The 16,936-nt window shown below is 71.3% G+C and carries 15 protein-coding genes; 11 read left to right on the plus strand and 4 right to left on the minus strand.

The window, feature by feature from the left end:
- Positions 1-89 precede the first annotated feature (89 nt).
- Complete coding sequence (locus AB6V29_RS10000) at positions 90-1,550, plus strand: NAD(P)H-quinone dehydrogenase (protein WP_369358377.1); 1,461 nt, start codon at positions 90-92, stop codon at positions 1,548-1,550.
- A 380-nt stretch (positions 1,551-1,930) separates the two neighbouring features.
- Here AB6V29_RS10000 and AB6V29_RS10005 read toward each other — a convergent pair whose 3' ends face one another.
- Positions 1,931-3,697, minus strand: coding sequence for a biotin carboxylase N-terminal domain-containing protein (locus AB6V29_RS10005; RefSeq protein WP_307315481.1), 1,767 nt, complete (start codon positions 3,695-3,697; stop codon positions 1,931-1,933).
- Positions 3,698-3,774: 77 nt separating this feature from the next.
- Complete coding sequence (locus AB6V29_RS10010) at positions 3,775-4,422, minus strand: nucleoside triphosphate pyrophosphatase (RefSeq protein WP_369358380.1); 648 nt, start codon at positions 4,420-4,422, stop codon at positions 3,775-3,777.
- A 153-nt stretch (positions 4,423-4,575) separates the two neighbouring features.
- Here AB6V29_RS10010 and AB6V29_RS10015 point away from each other — a divergent pair, with 153 nt between their 5' ends.
- The 4 genes from AB6V29_RS10015 to AB6V29_RS10030 are packed head-to-tail and all read left to right on the plus strand — an operon-like array spanning position 4,576 to position 8,843.
- The gene (locus AB6V29_RS10015; RefSeq protein ID WP_369358383.1) at positions 4,576-5,835 is read left to right on the plus strand and encodes a class I SAM-dependent RNA methyltransferase; all 1,260 of its coding nucleotides are present in this window, start codon (positions 4,576-4,578) and stop codon (positions 5,833-5,835) included.
- A 59-nt stretch (positions 5,836-5,894) separates the two neighbouring features.
- On the plus strand, positions 5,895-6,563 hold the full coding sequence (locus AB6V29_RS10020; protein ID WP_210072132.1) for a response regulator transcription factor: 669 nt from the start codon (positions 5,895-5,897) through the stop codon (positions 6,561-6,563).
- Complete coding sequence (locus AB6V29_RS10025) at positions 6,556-7,812, plus strand: sensor histidine kinase (protein ID WP_210072131.1); 1,257 nt, start codon at positions 6,556-6,558, stop codon at positions 7,810-7,812. Before AB6V29_RS10020 ends, AB6V29_RS10025 begins: the two co-directional genes overlap by 8 nt.
- Positions 7,809-8,843 (plus strand): hypothetical protein, encoded by a 1,035-nt coding sequence (locus AB6V29_RS10030; protein WP_369358385.1) that lies wholly within the window; start codon positions 7,809-7,811, stop codon positions 8,841-8,843. The genes AB6V29_RS10025 and AB6V29_RS10030 overlap by 4 nt, the downstream gene beginning before the upstream one ends.
- A gap of 325 nt (positions 8,844-9,168) precedes the next feature.
- Here AB6V29_RS10030 and AB6V29_RS10035 read toward each other — a convergent pair whose 3' ends face one another.
- Both AB6V29_RS10035 and AB6V29_RS10040 read right to left on the minus strand, forming a co-directional pair.
- Positions 9,169-9,405: an acyl-CoA carboxylase subunit epsilon gene (locus AB6V29_RS10035; protein ID WP_210072129.1), complete on the minus strand. Its 237-nt coding sequence runs from the start codon at positions 9,403-9,405 to the stop codon at positions 9,169-9,171.
- The gene (locus AB6V29_RS10040; protein WP_116238531.1) at positions 9,402-11,000 is read right to left on the minus strand and encodes an acyl-CoA carboxylase subunit beta; all 1,599 of its coding nucleotides are present in this window, start codon (positions 10,998-11,000) and stop codon (positions 9,402-9,404) included. Before AB6V29_RS10040 ends, AB6V29_RS10035 begins: the two co-directional genes overlap by 4 nt.
- Positions 11,001-11,148: 148 nt before the next feature.
- Between AB6V29_RS10040 and AB6V29_RS10045 the strand changes: the two genes are divergently transcribed.
- The 6 genes from AB6V29_RS10045 to AB6V29_RS10070 all read left to right on the plus strand — a co-directional run bounded on the left by AB6V29_RS10045 (position 11,149) and on the right by AB6V29_RS10070 (position 16,934).
- Entirely contained in the window at positions 11,149-11,931 is a 783-nt protein-coding gene (locus AB6V29_RS10045; protein ID WP_369358388.1) for a biotin--[acetyl-CoA-carboxylase] ligase, read from the plus strand.
- Positions 11,932-11,990: 59 nt separating this feature from the next.
- Positions 11,991-12,548 carry a PH domain-containing protein gene (locus tag AB6V29_RS10050; RefSeq protein ID WP_267786346.1) on the plus strand — a complete coding sequence of 186 codons (558 nt, stop codon included), beginning with the start codon at positions 11,991-11,993 and terminating at the stop codon, positions 12,546-12,548.
- A 130-nt stretch (positions 12,549-12,678) separates the two neighbouring features.
- The gene (locus AB6V29_RS10055) at positions 12,679-13,812 is read left to right on the plus strand and encodes a 5-(carboxyamino)imidazole ribonucleotide synthase (RefSeq protein WP_369358390.1); all 1,134 of its coding nucleotides are present in this window, start codon (positions 12,679-12,681) and stop codon (positions 13,810-13,812) included.
- Positions 13,813-13,906: 94 nt separating this feature from the next.
- Positions 13,907-14,374, plus strand: a complete 468-nt coding sequence (gene purE / locus AB6V29_RS10060; RefSeq protein WP_307317903.1) for a 5-(carboxyamino)imidazole ribonucleotide mutase — start codon at positions 13,907-13,909, stop codon at positions 14,372-14,374.
- Positions 14,371-15,834 carry an LCP family protein gene (locus AB6V29_RS10065; protein ID WP_369358392.1) on the plus strand — a complete coding sequence of 488 codons (1,464 nt, stop codon included), beginning with the start codon at positions 14,371-14,373 and terminating at the stop codon, positions 15,832-15,834. The genes purE and AB6V29_RS10065 overlap by 4 nt, the downstream gene beginning before the upstream one ends.
- Positions 15,831-16,934, plus strand: coding sequence for a glycosyl transferase (locus AB6V29_RS10070; RefSeq protein ID WP_369358394.1), 1,104 nt, complete (start codon positions 15,831-15,833; stop codon positions 16,932-16,934). Before AB6V29_RS10065 ends, AB6V29_RS10070 begins: the two co-directional genes overlap by 4 nt.
- The last annotated feature ends 2 nt before the right edge of the window (positions 16,935-16,936 follow it).

The raw sequence follows: 16,936 nt of genomic DNA on the forward strand, positions 1-16,936 counted from the left end.
GCGGGGCCCGCGGGCCAGACGGCAGGCAACCGTGTCGATCGTGTCGGGCGGGCGGGGTGGCGCATCGGCACCCACCCGGCGCTGACAGAATGGATGCCATGGTGCAGAGCTTCGAGCGCAAGCAGTCCGTCGCGATCGTGGGCGGCGGCCCCGGCGGGTACGAGGCCGCTCTGTCGGCGGCCCAGCTCGGTGCCGACGTCACCCTCGTCGAGCGCGCCGGCGTGGGCGGCTCGGCCGTCATCACCGACGTCGTGCCCTCCAAGACCCTCATCGCCACCGCCGATGCGGCCGTCGCCATCCGCAACGCCAGCAGCCTCGGCGTGCAGCTGTTCGCCAAGGACGACCGGGGCAAGCCCCTGACCCCCGAGGTCGCGATCAACCTCGCCGCCGTCAACCAGCGTCTGCTGTCCCTCGCCCGTCAGCAGTCCGACGACATGCGCTCCTCGCTCCTCGAGGCGGGCGTGCGCATCATCTCCGGCCACGGCCGGCTCGACGGCAACGGCGCCGTGGTCGTCTCGACCGAGGCCGGCGGCACGGACTTCGATCGCATCGAGGCCGAGACCCTCGTCGTCTCGGTCGGTGCCTCGCCCCGGGAGCTCCCCTCGGCCCAGCCCGACGGCGAGCGCATCCTCACGTGGACGCAGCTGTACAACATGAAGTCGGTGCCCTCTCACTTGATCGTGGTCGGCTCGGGCGTGACGGGTGCGGAGTTCGCCTCGGCCTACATGAACCTCGGCGCGAAGGTCACGCTCGTCTCGAGCCGCGACCAGGTGCTCCCCGGTGAGGATCAGGATGCCGCGGCCGTCCTCGAACGCGTCTTCCAGCGCGGCGGCATGACGCTGCTGTCGAAGGCGCGGGCCGATTCGGTCGTGAACACCGGCGACGGGGTGGTCGTCACCCTCGCCGACGGACGCACGATCGAGGGCAGCCACTGTCTCATGGCGGTCGGCTCGATCCCCAACACCGCCGGCCTCGGTCTCGAGCAGGCGGGCGTGCAGATGACCCCGTCGGGGCACATCCGCGTCAACCGCGTCGCCCGCACCTCGGTGCCCAACATCTACGCCGCCGGCGACTGCACGAACTTCTACCCGCTGGCATCCGTCGCCTCTATGCAGGGGCGGCAGGCGATCTTCCACGCCTTGGGCGACATCGTCATCCCGCTCGAGACCCGCCGCATCACCGCGAACATCTTCACCGCGCCCGAGATCGCCACGGTCGGCTTCAGCGAGCAGGACGTCATCGAGGGGCGCATCGCAGGCAAGGTGCGCAAGCTCCCGCTCTCGGCGAACCCCCGCGCCAAGATGCAGGGCATCACCGACGGCTTCGTCAAGCTCATCGCCCGCGAGGGCAGCGGCACCGTCATGGGCGGCGTGATCGTCGGCCCCAAGGCGTCGGAGCTCATCTACCCGATCGCGATCGCCGTCGAGCGTCGCCTGACCGTGGACCAGGTCGCGCGCGTGTTCGCCGTGTACCCCTCGCTCACGTCGAGCATCACCGACGCCGCCCGCGCCATGCACATCGTCGACCGCGACGACCCCGGCGAGGACTGAGCGGTGAGGATGCCGTGGGCTTACGGCATCCGTCGTCGGGTGGTCGTCCCGCGGGCTCTGGCTGACGCATAAACGCTTCCTGCGGACGGAAACGCGGCGTGCTCGTGTTTCTGCGTGGGGAGAGCGTTTCTGCGCGGGGGAAGGCCCCGGCGACGACTGAGCGCGGATGCCGTGGGCTGACGGCATCCGTCGTCCGGTGGCCGTCCCGAGGGGTTTGCCTGACGCATAAACGCTTCCTGCGCGCGGAAACGCGTTGTGCTCGTGTTTCTGCGCGCGGAGAGCGTTTCTGCGTGAGGTGGGGCGGCGGGGGACGACGCCGGAGACGAACGACGGCGCCGCACCCCCGGGGGAGCGCGGCGCCGGTCGATCGGAGCGCGACGTCAGCTGATCAGCAGCAACTGGTGACCGGCCGAGACGGTGGTGCCGGGGGCGGCGTCGATGCCCGCGACCGTGCCGTCCTTGTGGGCCTGGATCGGCTGCTCCATCTTCATCGCCTCGAGCACGACGACCAGGTCGCCCTTGACGACCTGCTGGCCCTCCTCGACGGCGACCTTGACGATCGTGGCCTGCATGGGCGACTTGACCGCGTCTCCGGTGGCTCCGGCGGTGGGCGACGCCCCGTGCGAGCGGCGCGTGGGGGGAGCGACGGCTGGGCGGCCCACCTGGGGAGCGGCAGCGGTGATGCGGTCGGGCAGGCTCACCTCGAGGCGCTTGCCACCGACCTCGACGACCACGGTGTGGCGGCCGGGTGCGGCGGCGGGAGCTTCGAGCTCGCCGTCCCACGCGGGAATGTCGTTGACGAACTCGGTCTCGATCCAGCGCGTAAAGACGCCGAACTCGCCGTCCTCAGCGGTGAAGGCGGGGTCGCGAACGACCTTGCGGTGGAAGGGGATCACGGTCGGCATGCCGGCGACCTCGAACTCGTCGAGGGCGCGGCGGGCGCGCTCGAGGGCCTCGGCGCGGTCGCGACCGGTGACGATGATCTTCGCCAGCAGAGAGTCGAAGGCGCCCGAGACGCTGTCGCCGGCGGTCACGCCGGAGTCGAGACGGATGCCGGGACCGCCGAACGTCTTGAAGACGTGGATGGGGCCGGGCTGAGGCAGGAACCCGCGGCCCGGGTCCTCGCCGTTGATGCGGAACTCGATCGAGTGGCCGGTCGGCGCGGGGTCGTCGTAGCCGAGCTCCTCGCCCTCGGCGATGCGGAACTGCTCGCGCACCAGATCGATCCCGGTGACCTCCTCGGACACGGGGTGCTCGACCTGCAGGCGCGTGTTGACCTCGAGGAACGAGATGGTGCCGTCCGCGCCGATGAGGAACTCGCAGGTGCCCGCGCCGACGTAGCCGACCTCTTTCAGGATGGCCTTGGATGCCGAGTACAGCACCGCGTTCTGCTCGTCGCTGAGGAAGGGGGCCGGGGCCTCCTCCACCAGCTTCTGGTGACGGCGCTGCAGCGAGCAGTCGCGGGTCGAGACGACGACGACGTTGCCGGCGGCATCCGCGAGGCACTGGGTCTCGACGTGTCGCGGCTTGTCGAGGTACTTCTCGACGAAGCACTCGCCACGACCGAAGGCGGCGACCGCCTCGCGCGTGGCCGACTCGAACATCTCGGCGACCTCGTCGAGCTCGCGGGCGACCTTGAGCCCGCGTCCGCCGCCACCGTATGCGGCCTTGATGGCGATGGGCAGGCCCACCTGCTCGGCGAAGGCGATGACCTCGTCGGCACCCGAGACGGGGCCGGGGGTTCCGGGGGCCAGCGGTGCGCCGACCTTCTCGGCGACGTGACGCGCCGTGACCTTGTCGCCGAGGGCCTCGATGGCATCGGGGGAGGGGCCGATCCACACGAGGCCGGCACCGATCACGGCGCGGGCGAAGTCGGCGTTCTCGGCGAGGAAGCCGTAGCCGGGGTGGACGGCGTCGGCGCCGGAGCGGCGGGCGACCGAGAGGATCTTCTCGATCGAAAGGTAGGTGTCGGCACTCGTCGCCCCGTCCAGGGCGTACGCCTCGTCGGCGAGGCGGGTGTGCAGAGCGTCACGGTCCTGATCGGCGTAGACGGCGACGGAGGCCTTCCCCGAATCACGGGCGGCGCGGATGACTCGGACGGCGATCTCGCCGCGGTTGGCGACAAGGACCTTGGCGATCTTCGGCATCCTCCCAGCCTAGCGAGGGGGCACCCCTGCCTTTTGACCCTCCTCGACAAGAAACACCGAAAAACGTGTGGGGGAGTCTACGAACGGTTCCACAGCGCGGTCCACGAACCGCCGAGTTCCCGCACGAGACGACGGATGGTCGACAGCGACATCCCGACCACCGTGGAGGGGTCGCCCTCGACGCGCTCGATGAAGGCGCCGCCGAGGCTGTCGACCGTGAAGGCCCCCGCCACCAGCAGGGGCTCGCCGCTGGCGACGTAGGCGGCGATCTCGTCCTCGTCGACGTCGTCGGCGAAGGTCACCGACGCCTCCGCCACGGCGTGTGCCTCACGCGGCTCGCTACCGGGGGAGAGGCGGAACACGCTGTGGCCGGAGTGCAGCACGCCGGTGCGCCCGCGCATGTCGAGCCAGCGTGCGGTCGCCGCCTCGGGTGTGTAGGGCTTGCCGAGGATCTCGTCGCCGAGCGCGAACATGGAGTCACCGCCGATGACGAACCCGTCGAAGTCGGGCTCTTCGGCGTGCAGTCGCCGGGCGACGTCCTCGGCCTTGCGGCGCGCGAGCAGCAGGACGTGCTCCGTCGCGGGCAGACGTCGCCCCTCGGCGGCCTCGACCTCGGCGACCACGGCCTCCTCGTCGACCTGAGGTGCGCGCGCTTCGGGTTCGATCCCCGCATGCCGCAGCAGCATCAGGCGGGCGGGAGAGGTGGATGCCAGGCACACGCGCATACGACAACGCTACCCACGAGCGCGCTCGGCGTCGGCGGTTCGCGCCGGCTCGCGACCCCGTCGACGCGGGCGCGAGCCCTTTTCGGCGGCCTCGGCGCGCTGTCTCGCCCGACCGCCGGGTGCTCTCCCGGCCGCATGTGACAGGCTCGGAGCATGCACGACGGCGACCTCATCGAACTCGACATCACCGGTATCGCCCACGGCGGTGTGTTCGTCGGGCGGCACGAGGGGCGCGTCGTCTTCGTATCCGACACGCTGCCGGGCGAGCGCGTCCGCGCGCGGCTCACCGACACGCGCAAGAAGGCGTTCTGGCGCGCCGAGGCCGTCGAAGTCGTGGATGCCGCTGCCGAGCGTCGTCCGCACGTGTGGCGTTCGGCCGGCATCGACGTCGATCCCGCGGAGCGCGTGGGCGGTGCCGAGTTCGGCCACATCGACCTGTCGCATCAGCGCGTGCTGAAGGAGCGTGTCGTGCGCGAAGCGATGGAGCGCGTCGGCCGCCTCGAGTTGCCGATCGATCTGCGTCCCGCGGGAGACGCGGATCGCCCCGAGACCACCGATGGAACCGGATGGCGCACCCGCGTGAGCCTCCACGTCGACGACGAAGGTCGCGTCGGCGCGTACGCCGCACGCTCGCACCACGTCGTCGAGACCCCCGACCTCCCCCTCGCGACCGAGGCGATCGCCCGCGCGGCCGCCGAGGTCCGCGCGGGAGCACGGCCCGGGCGCATCGACCTCGTCCAGCCGACCGACGGACGCGTCCGCGTGCTTCCCCGTCCCGACGGCGAGCGCTCGAGCGCCGCACCCGAGGTCGTCGAAGAGATCGTGGGCGAGCGCGTCTTCCGGGTCGATGCCGGGGGCTTCTGGCAGGTGCACCGCCTCGCCGCGCACACCCTGACCTCTCTCGTGAAGACGGAACTGCACGCTTCGGTGGGCGAGCTCGACCCCGAGGCGACGCACCTCGACCTCTACGGCGGGGTCGGGCTCTTCGCCGCATCCCTCGCCGAGCTGGGCGGGGCGTCCACGCGCGTGGTCAGCGTGGAGTCCGACCCCCGTGCGACGGAGCACGCCGGAGAGAACCTCGCCGAGTGGGTCGGCGCGCGCGCCGAGACCGCGCGGGTCGACCGCTACGTGAAGACCCTCGCCGCCGGTGCGTCGGAGCGCGAGCGCGCGCGCCTGGAGCGCGGCGTCGTGCTGCTGGATCCGCCGCGTGCGGGTGCCGGCCGCGCGGCGGTGGAGGGCATCGCCGCGCTCTCTCCCTCGGCGGTCGTCTACGTCGCGTGCGATCCCGTCGCCCTCGCCCGTGATCTGGCGCTGTTCGCGGAGCTCGGTTATCGGGCGGAGCGTGGCATCCGGGGTGTGGACCTGTTCCCGAACTCGCATCACGTCGAAGCCGTCACGGTCCTGCGCCGCTGACGCGCCGGACCGCGAGATCGCTCCCGCCCCGCCTGCCCCCGCGCCGATACGATGTGGGGATGACGCGCGTCGCCTTGATCGATGACCACGAATCGGTCCGACTCGGGCTGGAGGCCGCTCTCGCGCGCACCGAAGCCACCGAGGTCGTCTTCTCGGGCGCGAACGTCGCCTCGTACCTCTCGTGGAGGCAGGCCGCCGCGGCCACCCCCGCCGACGTCGTCGTGCTCGATCTGACGCTCGGAGACGGCACGACCGTCTCGGAGAACGTCGACCGTGTCGTCCGCGACGGCTCGAGCGTCATCATCCACAGCGTCGCCGACCGCGCTGCGGCGGTGCGCGAGGCGCTCGCCGCCGGAGCCGCGGGGATCGTCAGCAAGTCGTCGCCGACGCACGAGGTGCTCGGCGCCATCAGCACCGTGGCCCGCGGAGAGGTGCTCGACAACGTCGAGTGGGCCAGCGCCGTCGAGGGCGATCGCGAGTTCGCCGACGCGCAGCTCTCGACCCGCGAGCGAGAGGTCCTGCGTCTGTACGCCGCCGGTCTGCCGCTGAAGGCGGTCGCCGATCGACTGGGCGTTGCGTACTCCACCGCCAAGGAGAACATCACCCGCGTCCGCGTGAAGTACGTCGAGGTGGGGCGTCCGGCACCGACCAAGGTCGATCTGCTGCGACGGGCCATGGAAGACGGCATCCTGCAGGACGCACCCGATGACGCTCCACTCCATGGCTGAGAACCATCGGTCCGTGCTCGACGAGGCGTGGGGACGCATCCCGCACACGCGCGAGGGGCAGGCGGAGCAGGGGGCGTTCACGCAGACGCGCATCGAGCGCGTCATCACCCTCATCGTGGGGCCGGGCTCGCTCGTGCTGGGGCTCCAGGCCTTCGTCGCGGCGTTCGGGCCCGGAGACGAGGCCGCCGGATGGCACATTCCGCTCGTGCTCTCGGTCTTCGTCCCGCTGGTGGCCATGATCGCCGCGTGCACCGTGGGGCGCTTCGCGCGAGTGTTCTCGGGCGTGTTCGCGGTCGTCTTCATGCTCGCGCTGACGCTCTGGCCGGTTGCCACGGCCGGGGGACCCACGCCCGTCCCCACCGAGAACCCGTGGATCTTCTACCTGGTCAACGTCGCCACCGTCGCGACCGTGGTCGCTTTCCCCCTGTCGTTGCAGGTCGTATGGACGGTCGCGGCGCCGCTTCTGTTCGGCGTGGTCCGCCTGCTGCAGGCCGGCGGACGCAGCGAGTTCTTCGTCCCGATCGCCCTGGACGTCTCGTTCGCGCTCATCCTGGGCAGCGTCCTGGTGACGCTCGGCTGGATGTACCGCTCCATCGCCGCGAACGTGGATCAGGCCCGCGCCTCGGCGGTGACCAGCTACGCCGCAGCGGCCGCCACCGCCGCGACGGAGCACGAGCGCGTCGCCGTGGCCGCCCTCATGCACGACAGCGTGCTGGGGGCCCTGCTGGCGGCCGACCGCGCGACCACCCCCCGTGAGCGCACGCTGGCGGTCAGCATGGCCCGCGAGGCGCTGACGCGACTGGCCAACGCCGAGAAGGACTCTCTGGAGGGCAGCGACGAGCCCGTCTCCGCGCTGCGTCTGGCCGAGGACATCGAGGCGTCCGCTCGGGACCTCGGGGTCGATCTGACCGTGGTCCGTCACGTCGACGAGGGCACGCCGCACGTGCCGGGCCGCATCGCGCGCGCGCTCGTCCTCGCGGCGATGCAGGCGGTCGCGAACGCGGTACAGCACGCCGACGCGCAGGGCCTCACCGTGCAATTGACCGGCTATGCCTCGCCGGGGAGCGTCTCGGTGCGGGTGCGCGATACCGGACCCGGTTTCGACATCGCTTCAATCCCGGCCGATCGGCTCGGCATCCGCGGCTCGATCGACGCGCGGCTCGCCGCCGTCGGCGGTCGCAGCGAGATCGACTCCCACGCAGGCGGAACGACCGTGACCCTCGAGTGGGAGAGCGGTGACCGCTGGTGACCGTCCGCTCCATCCTCTCGGTCATCGGCCTGGCCTTCACCGCCTATCTCGCCGCGCGCGGCCTCATCTGGACCTCGCCCGAGACCGTCGTGCGCGGATGGCTGATCGTTGCGGCGCTGGTGATCTACCTCCCCGTGACGTGGTTGTGGATCTTCGCGATCGGTGCCCGCGACAGGCGGGGGCAGTCGTCGTCGGCGACGCGGGCGCGGCTCCCCGCGTGGGGCGTCACCCTCGCCCTCTTCGTCGCGGTGATCGTCTCGAACGCGCCGTTCCTCGCCGTCACCGAGGCCGGTCGCACGCAGCCGTTCGTCACCTGGGTGATCGGCGGCGTCGGTGCGCTCATGACCATCGTCATGGTGCGGCGCCGTCCGATCGTCGCCTGGGTCGGCACGCTGGTCCTGACCGTCTCGACGTCCTTCTGGCTCGGGCCGCTCCAGGCGCTCAGCCTGGGCCTCGTGGGCTCGATCGTCTGGGTCACGGCGGCGCAGCTCGTGACCATCGCCCTCGATCGCGCGGCCCGCGACGCCGAGCACCTCGCGGAGCTCCAGCAGGCGGCATCCGCCTGGCAGGCTTCGCAGAGCGGTCGTCAGCGCGAGCGTCGGCTGCACGTGCAGCGGGCCCTGCAGGCGGCGGGTCCGATCCTCGCCCGCACCATCGAGAACGGCGGCAATCTGCGTGCCGCGGACAAGCAGGCGGCCCGGCGTGCCGAGGCGAGCCTGCGCGATGAACTGCGCGGAAACCGGCTCCTCGACGACGGCGTCCGCGCCGAGATCGACGCCGCGAGGCGCCGCGGCTCCGCGGTCAGCCTCTTCGACGAGGGGGGTCTGGAGGGGCTCGGCGTCGGCGCCCTGAACGGCATCCGTGCCGAGCTGGCCGAGATCCTCCGCGAGGCGTCGTCGGAGCGGGTGATCATCCGCACGTCGCCGCACCACGAGATCGCCGTGACGATCGTGGGGCGCTCCGCCGGCGACAGCGCCGGGGGAGACGACGATCAGGTCGACCTCTGGCGAGAGATCCGTCGCCCGCGCTGACGGCGACCCGAGGGGTGCCGTTCGCTGATCCGAGAAGACCCCGCGCCGCACACGTCGAACTCGCACTGCGCGCGGCCGGCGGCGGCGACGTGAGGGGGGTCCGTCGGCGCCGCCATGCCCTCCGCGGGGGAAGAGGATGAGGGTGAGGGGCGGCGAATGCGCCAGCCCCTCACCCGGGCGAACGGTTACCCGAAAACCGTCCGCACGGCCGAATCCGGCTCGAGTGAGCGGTCCGACCGAACGCGTGATGCGTTCCAGCTCCTCCAGTATTCGGCAGTGTCTCCCGTCCGTCTGTAGGTATTTCGGGGGACATTTCGAACAGGTCTCAGCCGGTGAAGCCGTGCCATCCCGCGGTGCGGTTCAGCGGGGCGCGCAGGCCCCGCGCGGATAGCTCCCAGCGCGAGCGCGGAGTGTCGTCGGGGACGGTGGCGTCGGCCACCTCGCGGACGTACGCGTCGCTGACCACGACGATCGCCGCGGCCAGCTCCTCCTCGGTGGGCGTGCCGCGAACGACCTCCGCCACGAACGGGCGGGGGTCGTCGGTGCGGGGGGCGTCGCTCACAGCGGGATGTTCCCGTGCTTCTTCGCGGGCAGGCTCGCGCGCTTGTTGCGCAGGGCCCGAAGCGCCTTGGCGATCGACACGCGCGTCTGCGCCGGCTCGATGATCCCGTCGAGCTCGCCACGCTCGGCGGCCAGGAACGGGGATGCCACGTTGTAGGTGTACTCGTTCGCGAGGCGCGTGCGCACGGCGGCGACGTCTTCGCCGGCCTCCTCGGCGCGCTTGATCTCGCCGCGGTAGAGGATGTTCACCGCGCCCTGGCCGCCCATGACGGCGATCTCGGCGGTGGGCCACGCGAGGTTGATGTCGGCGCCGAGCTGCTTCGAGCCCATGACGATGTATGCGCCGCCGTAGGCCTTGCGCAGGATCACGGTGACCAGGGGCACGGTGGCCTCGGCGTAGGCGTACAGCAGCTTGGCGCCGCGGCGGATGACGCCGGTCCACTCCTGATCGGTGCCGGGGAGATAGCCGGGCACGTCGACGAGGGTCACGATGGGCACCGAGAACGCGTCGCAGAAACGCACGAAGCGGCTGGCCTTCTCGCCCGCATCGATGTTCAACGTGCCGGCCATCTGCGAGGGCTGGTTGGCGATGATGCCGACCGTGCGCCCCTCGATGCGACCGAAGCCGATCACGATGTTCGGCGCGAACAGCGGCTGCACCTCGAGGAACTCGGCGGCATCGACGATGCCGTCGATGACGGTGTGGATGTCGTACGGCTGGTTCGGGGAGTCGGGGATGACCGTGTTCAGAGAGCGATCGGCATCCGTCGTCTCGAACTCGAACGGGGTGTCGTAGACCGGGATCTCGGCGAGGTTGTTGTCGGGGAGGTAGCTGATGAGGCCGCGGGCGTAGTCGATCGCGTCGTCCTCGTCGTCGGCCAGGTAATGCGCGACGCCCGAGCGGGTGTTGTGGGTGTGGGCGCCGCCGAGTTCTTCCATGCCGACGTCTTCGCCGGTGACGGTCTTGATCACGTCGGGGCCGGTGACGAACATCTGGCTGGTCTTGTCGACCATGATGACGAAGTCGGTGAGGGCGGGGGAGTAGACCGCGCCACCGGCGGCCGGGCCCATGATGATCGAGATCTGCGGGATGACGCCGGAGGCCGCGGTGTTCAGCCGGAAGATCTCGCCGTACTTGCCGAGCGCCACGACGCCCTCTTGGATGCGGGCGCCGCCCGAGTCCAGGATGCCGATGATGGGGATGCCGCTTCGCAGGGCCAGCTCCATCACCTTGATGATCTTGTCGCCGGCGACCTCGCCGAGAGAGCCGCCGAAGGTGGAGAAGTCCTGCGCGTAGACCGCGACCGTCCGACCGTGGATCGTGCCCGTGCCGGTGACGACGGAGTCGCCGTAGGGGCGGGACTTGTCCATGCCGAAGGCGGTGGTGCGGTGGCGCACGTACTCGTCGAGCTCGACGAAGGAGCCGGGGTCGACCAGCATCTCGAGGCGCTCGCGGGCGGTGAGCTTGCCCTTCGCGTGCTGCTTGTCTCGAGCGGCGGCTTCGGCATCGACGACCGCCTCCTGGAACCTGCTGCGGAGGTCCGCGATCTTGCCGGCGGTGGTGAAGAGATCGGGCTGGTCGGTCACGCTTTCCACCCTAGCGACCGCATCGCCGCCCGCGTTGGAGGGTGCGCACAAGCGAATGCGCGGGGCGCTGTGGCATCCGCCTATGCCCCGCCCTGTCGCGCCGCGGAGGAGAACGCAAGCGGATGCCGGGAACCCGGCCGTTCCCTAGGGTGTGCTCATGCCGATCCCCGCCGCTGGATACCCGCAAGCCGCCGCCCACAGCCCCCGCGTGCAGGTTGTCGAGACGACCGACTCCACCAACGCCGACGTGATCGCCGCGGTCGCGGCCGACCCCGGCGGCTGGCCGCACCTGTCGCTCCTCGTCACCGACGACCAGCGCGCTGGGCGCGGGCGCCTCGACCGAACCTGGACGGCCCCGGCCGGAACCGCCCTCGCCGTCTCGGTCGTCGTCGATGCGACGATGATCCCGGCGGAGCAGCGCGGGTGGATCCCGCTCGCGGCCGGTGCGGCCATGACCCGCGCCGTTCGCGCCCAGCTCACCGGCCACGGGGGGACGGCCGAGTTGAAGTGGCCCAACGACGTGCTCGTCGACGGGGGCAAGATCTGCGGCATCCTGGCCGAGGTCGTCCCCGGGGCACCCGACACCGTCGTGGTGGGGGCGGGCGTCAACACCCGGATGGGCCGGACCGATCTTCCGGTGACGACCGCGACCTCGTTCGCCGCGATCGGTGCGGAGTGCGACGACGACCGACTGCTCGCCGACTACCTCGAGAATCTCGGCAAGACCCTGGCCCGTCTCGTGCACGACGACGTCGAGCGCGTCCACCACGAGATCGAGAAGCTCTGCGCCACCGTCGGCCGAGAGGTCACCGTCGCCCTGCCCGACGGGTCGACGCTCCAGGGCACCGCCGCGCGTCTGGACCGCGACGGACGGCTCGTCGTCGAAGCCGGCACCATCGAGACCGTCGTCTCGGCCGGCGACGTCGTCCACGTGCGCTGACGGCGCGGCACTCCGCGTGGCGGCGGCACACGGGCGCCTCCGTCTCGCAGAATGAGACCGTGACCCAGCCGTCGAACTCGATCGGGCGCCCGCGCACGCCGGCGCCGGGCACGGCTGCGCCCGAGTTGCGCATCGCGCGCCTGCGCTCGCACGCGCGGCGGCTGTTCTGGTCGGCCCTCGTGCTGATCGGGGTCGCCGGGGCCACGGCCTACTACTACGACAACCTTCCCGCCCCCTACGAGAACTGGATGCTGCTGACGGCGGCGGGCCTGCTCGTGCTGCTGCTCACCGTGATTCCGTACCTCGTGTGGCTGTCGCACACGTGGACCATCACGACGCGCCGCGTGATCGAGCGCTCGGGACCGTTCGGAGCGAACCGTCGCGAGATCTCGCACGTACGCGGATACGCGATCCAGATGCGCCGCGGCATCCTGCAACGGATGTGGGGAGCCGGGACCCTCTCGCTCTCGAACGGCGTCGAGCCGGTGCTGCGGCTGAAGAACATCCCGCACGCGGCTCTGGTGCACGAGACGCTGGTCGACCAGGTCGAGGTCAACCAGATCCTCGCCCACCGCGACGCGCAGACCTTCGGCTCGGGGGCCGTCGGCGGCGTCTGAGCCGAGCCTCGCCCCTCAGAGCCCCAACCGTCGCCGGCAGGCAGTTTCGTCGCGGAAGCCGTGTCGGCATCCGTCCGGCTCGCGTCCCCGCGGGCGGCCAGACAGAATGGATGCCGACGGAAGGAGCGGCATGGCGCTGCGAGTCGGAGTGGTCGGTGGCGGACAGCTGGCGCGGATGATGATCGCGCCCGCCGTGGAGCTCGGGGTCGAGATCCGCGTCCTCGCCGAGAGCGAGGGCATGTCGGCCGCGCTCGCCGCGACAGCGGTCGGCGACTACCGCGACGCCGACACCGTGCTGGCTTTCGCCCGCGACGTCGACGTGATCACCTTCGACCACGAGCACGTGCCGCAAGATGTGCTCGCCGCCCTCGTCGACGCCGGTGTCAGCGTCCACCCGGGGCCGGCACCCCTCGGGGTCGCGCAGGACAAGCTGGTCATGCGCGCCAAGATGGCCGAGCTGGGGCTCCCGCAGCCCGACTGGGCGGCGGTGTCCGCGGCATCCGAGCTGCAGGACTTCCTCGACGCCCACGGCGGCCGCGCCGTCGTGAAGACGCCGCGGGGCGGATACGACGGCAAGGGCGTGCGGGTCGTGTCGGCCGCGACCGAAGCCGACGACTGGTTCGCCGCCCTCGCCGAGGACGGCAACGGCGGCTCGCTGCTGGTCGAGGAGCTCGTCGATTTCACGCGCGAACTCGCCCAGCAGGTGGCACGTCGTCCCTCGGGCGAGGTGCGCGCCTACCCCGTGGTCGAGACCGTGCAGCGCGACGGCGTGTGCGCCGAGGTCGTCGCCCCGGCTCCTCGCGCCGACGCCCGCGTGCAGCGCGTGGCCGCCGAGATCGGCGTCGCCGTCGCCGAGGGGCTCGGTGTCACGGGCATGCTCGCCGTCGAGCTCTTCGAGACGAGCGACCAGCGCATCCTCATCAACGAACTCGCCATGCGCCCCCACAACAGCGGCCACTGGACGCAGGACGGAGCGGTCACGAGCCAGTTCGAGCAGCACCTGCGCGCGGTCCTCGATCTGCCCCTCGGATCGACGGATGCCGTGGCACCCTGGTCGGTGATGATCAACGTCCTGGGTGGGCCTGCCGAAGGCACCCTCGACGAGCGGTTCTCCGCGGCGATGGCCGCGCACCCCGCCGCGAAGATCCACACCTACGGCAAAGCCCCGCGTCCGGGCCGCAAGGTCGGTCACGTCAACGTCATCGGTGAGGACCTCGACGACGTCGTCTACGAGGGCCGCGCGGCCGCCGCGTTCTTCGACTGAGCGCGCCGTTCCGAGATCTTCCAGCGAGTCCACCTACCCTGGACCGGTGACCCGGCCGCTGCATTCTTCCGAGACGCCCGTGGTCGGCGTCGTCATGGGCTCCGACTCCGACTGGCGCGTGATGAACGCCGCCAGCGAAGTGCTGACCGAGTTCGGCATCCCGCACGAGGTCGAGGTGGTCTCGGCGCACCGCACACCCGACAAGCTCATCCGCTACGGCCGCGAGGCGCGGGGGCGCGGGCTGCGCGCCATCATCGCGGGGGCCGGGGGAGCCGCGCACCTGCCGGGCATGCTGGCATCCGTCACCGCCCTCCCCGTCGTCGGCGTCCCCGTGCAGCTGGCGACGCTCGACGGCCTCGACTCGCTGCTGTCGATCGTGCAGATGCCCGCGGGCATTCCCGTCGCGACCGTCTCGATCAACGGGGCGAAGAACGCCGGTCTCCTCGCCGCGCGGATCCTCGGCAGCGCCGACGCCGCCCTCGCCGAGCGCGTCGAGGCCTACGCGCGCGACCTCGAAGCGCAGGTCGAAGAGAAGAACCGACGTCTGAAGGACTCCCTATGACGCTCGCGGCCGCTCGTCCACGATCCCAGGCGCACGTCGTCGAGCAGCGTCCCCTGCGCAACCCCGACGCCACCTCGACGGCCGTCATGACGCGCCGCGGCTGGTGGCTCGTCGCGTTGAACTTCCTGCTCCCGGGCTCGGCCCAGGTGCTCGCCGGCAACAGGCGGCTGGGGCGGTTCGGCCTCGCAGCGACCCTGCTGATGTGGACCATCCTCGTGCTCGCGGGACTCGGTGCGCTGCTCATGCCCAGCGGACTGTTCGCCCTGGCGACCGGATCGTTCATCCCCGACTTCCTGTCGTGGTTCCGCCCCCTCCCGCTGACACTCGTGCAGATCGTCCTCGTCGCCTACATCGTGCTGTGGGTCGTGCTCACGATCGACACCCTCCGACTGGTCCGACTGGTCCGTCTGCGCGCGTTCTCGCGCGTGGGCGTGGCGTTCGTCTCCGTCGCGCTCCTCGTTCTCTCGGGCTCGGGCGCGGCGTGGGCCGCGCAGACCGCGGGCACGACCCGAGACACCTTCTCGGAGTTGTTCGCGCAGTCCGCCCCCGTCGTGCCGCCGTCGGACGGGTACTACAACATCCTCCTTCTCGGCGCCGACTCCGGTGAGGGGCGGGACTCGATGCGCTTCGACAGCATCTCGGTCGTTTCGATCAACGCCGACACCGGAGCGACCACCATCACCGGCATCCCGCGCGACATGCCGCACTTCCCCTTCGCTCCGGGACCCATGCAGGACAAGTACCCGAACGGCCACACCGGCTATGCCAACGCGACCTGCGGCTGGGGGAGCGGCATCAATCAGCTCCGCACCGAGGTCGAGGTCTGCCAGGACGGCAACGCGCTCTACCCGGACGCGGTGTCGCAGGGGTCCGAGCCGGGTATCGAGGCGACGAAGGACGCCGCCGAGGGGATCATGGGCATCCAGATTCCCTACTACGTGCTGATCGACATGAAGGGCTTCGCCGACCTCGTTGATGCGCTCGGCGGCGTCGACATCGACGTGAAGGAGCGCCTCCCGAAGGGCGGCCCCGCCTACGACGGTCAGCCGGTCGACGACTGGGCCTTCGGCTGGGTCGAGGCCGGACAGCAGCACATGAACGGCGACACCGCGCAGTGGTACGCCCGCTCGCGGTACACGACGAGCGACTTCGATCGCATGCGCCGTCAGCGCGAGCTGCAGGAGGCGATCCTCGCGCAGACCACCCCGCAGAACGTGCTCGCGCACTTCCAGGACGTCGCGGGTAGCACCACCAATATCGTCCAGACCGACCTGCCGCAGGGCCTCATCGCCCCGACCCTGGTGAATCTGGCGCTCAAGGCCAAAGACCAGCCGGTCGGCACCCTCGAGCTCACCCCGGCGGGCGGCGTCGACGAGTTCGACCCCGACTACGCCCAGGTGCAGCAGATGGTGCACGACAAGCTGCACCCGCCGACCGAGACGGAGGCGCCCTCCTCGTGACCGTGACCCTGCGCGTCGTGCTGGATCAGCTCGTCGCCCCGACTTCCCGCGACCTCGCCGAAGCCTCGGCCTCGCTGACCGAGGCCCTCATCGCCACCGCCCCGCGCGGCTGCGATGTCGGGGCCATCGTCCCGTCGCCGGGCATCCCCGACGACGATGCCATCGCCGGTCTCAGCTCCGAGACGCGTCTGTCGATGCGTCGGCGCGAGCTCGCGGCATCCTGGCAGCTGGGGGTGGCTCCCGGCATCGGCAAGGGACTCATCCACTCGCCGACCCCGCTGGCGCCGCTCGTGCGTCATGACCGCGTCAACGAGACGCACCAGATCGTGGTGACGGTGTGGGACCTGCGGGCGTGGGAGACCCCCGAGGAACTGCCCAAGGCCGAGGTCCTCGCCGCTCGAGCGTTGCTGTCGCGAGTGGGAAAGCACGCCGACGCGGTGATCGTCCCCACGCACGCCATGGCCGAGCGCCTCGCAGAGGTCGCGAAGGCCAAGCTGGTGAAGAAAGTCCGTGTGATCAACGGGGCCCCGGCAGCGGGGCTGCGCGTCCCGTCGGATGCGGTGGGGCGGCTCCGCGCCCTCGATCTGCCTCAGACCTTCGTCGCCGCCGCCGGAGGGAGCGCGGCCTCCGACGCCCTCGGCGCGGCTTTCGCGGCCGTGGTCGCGTCCGGCTGGGAGGGCGACGTCGTCGTCCTCGACGTCCCCGAGGGGGAGGCGCCGGCCGTCATCGACATCGCCTCGGCCGCGGGCCTCGCCGAGACGCGGATCCATGCCCGCGGCTCGCTCGACCGCTGGGATCGCGCAGCGATCCTCTCGCACGCCGCGGCCTTCGTCGCCGCGAGCCCCCGGGCCGACTGGCCGTGGCGGGCGGTCGACGCCCTCGCGGTGGGTGTCCCCATCGCCGCCGTCGATACCCCGGTGCTGCACGAAGTGCTCGCCGACGCCGCCGCCTTCGCGACCTCCGACCAGCTCGGTGCCGCCCTCGAGCGTGCCCTGGGCGAGGACGCCGAGCGACTGCGGGTCCTGGCCGGCGACCGCGCCAAGGGCTTCGCGTGGAGAGCGTCGGCCGAGCGGGTGTGGGCGCTGCACGCGGAGCTGTGAGG

It is taken from the genome of Microbacterium sp. 20-116 (assembly GCF_041079415.1).
GTDB lineage: Bacteria > Actinomycetota > Actinomycetes > Actinomycetales > Microbacteriaceae > Microbacterium.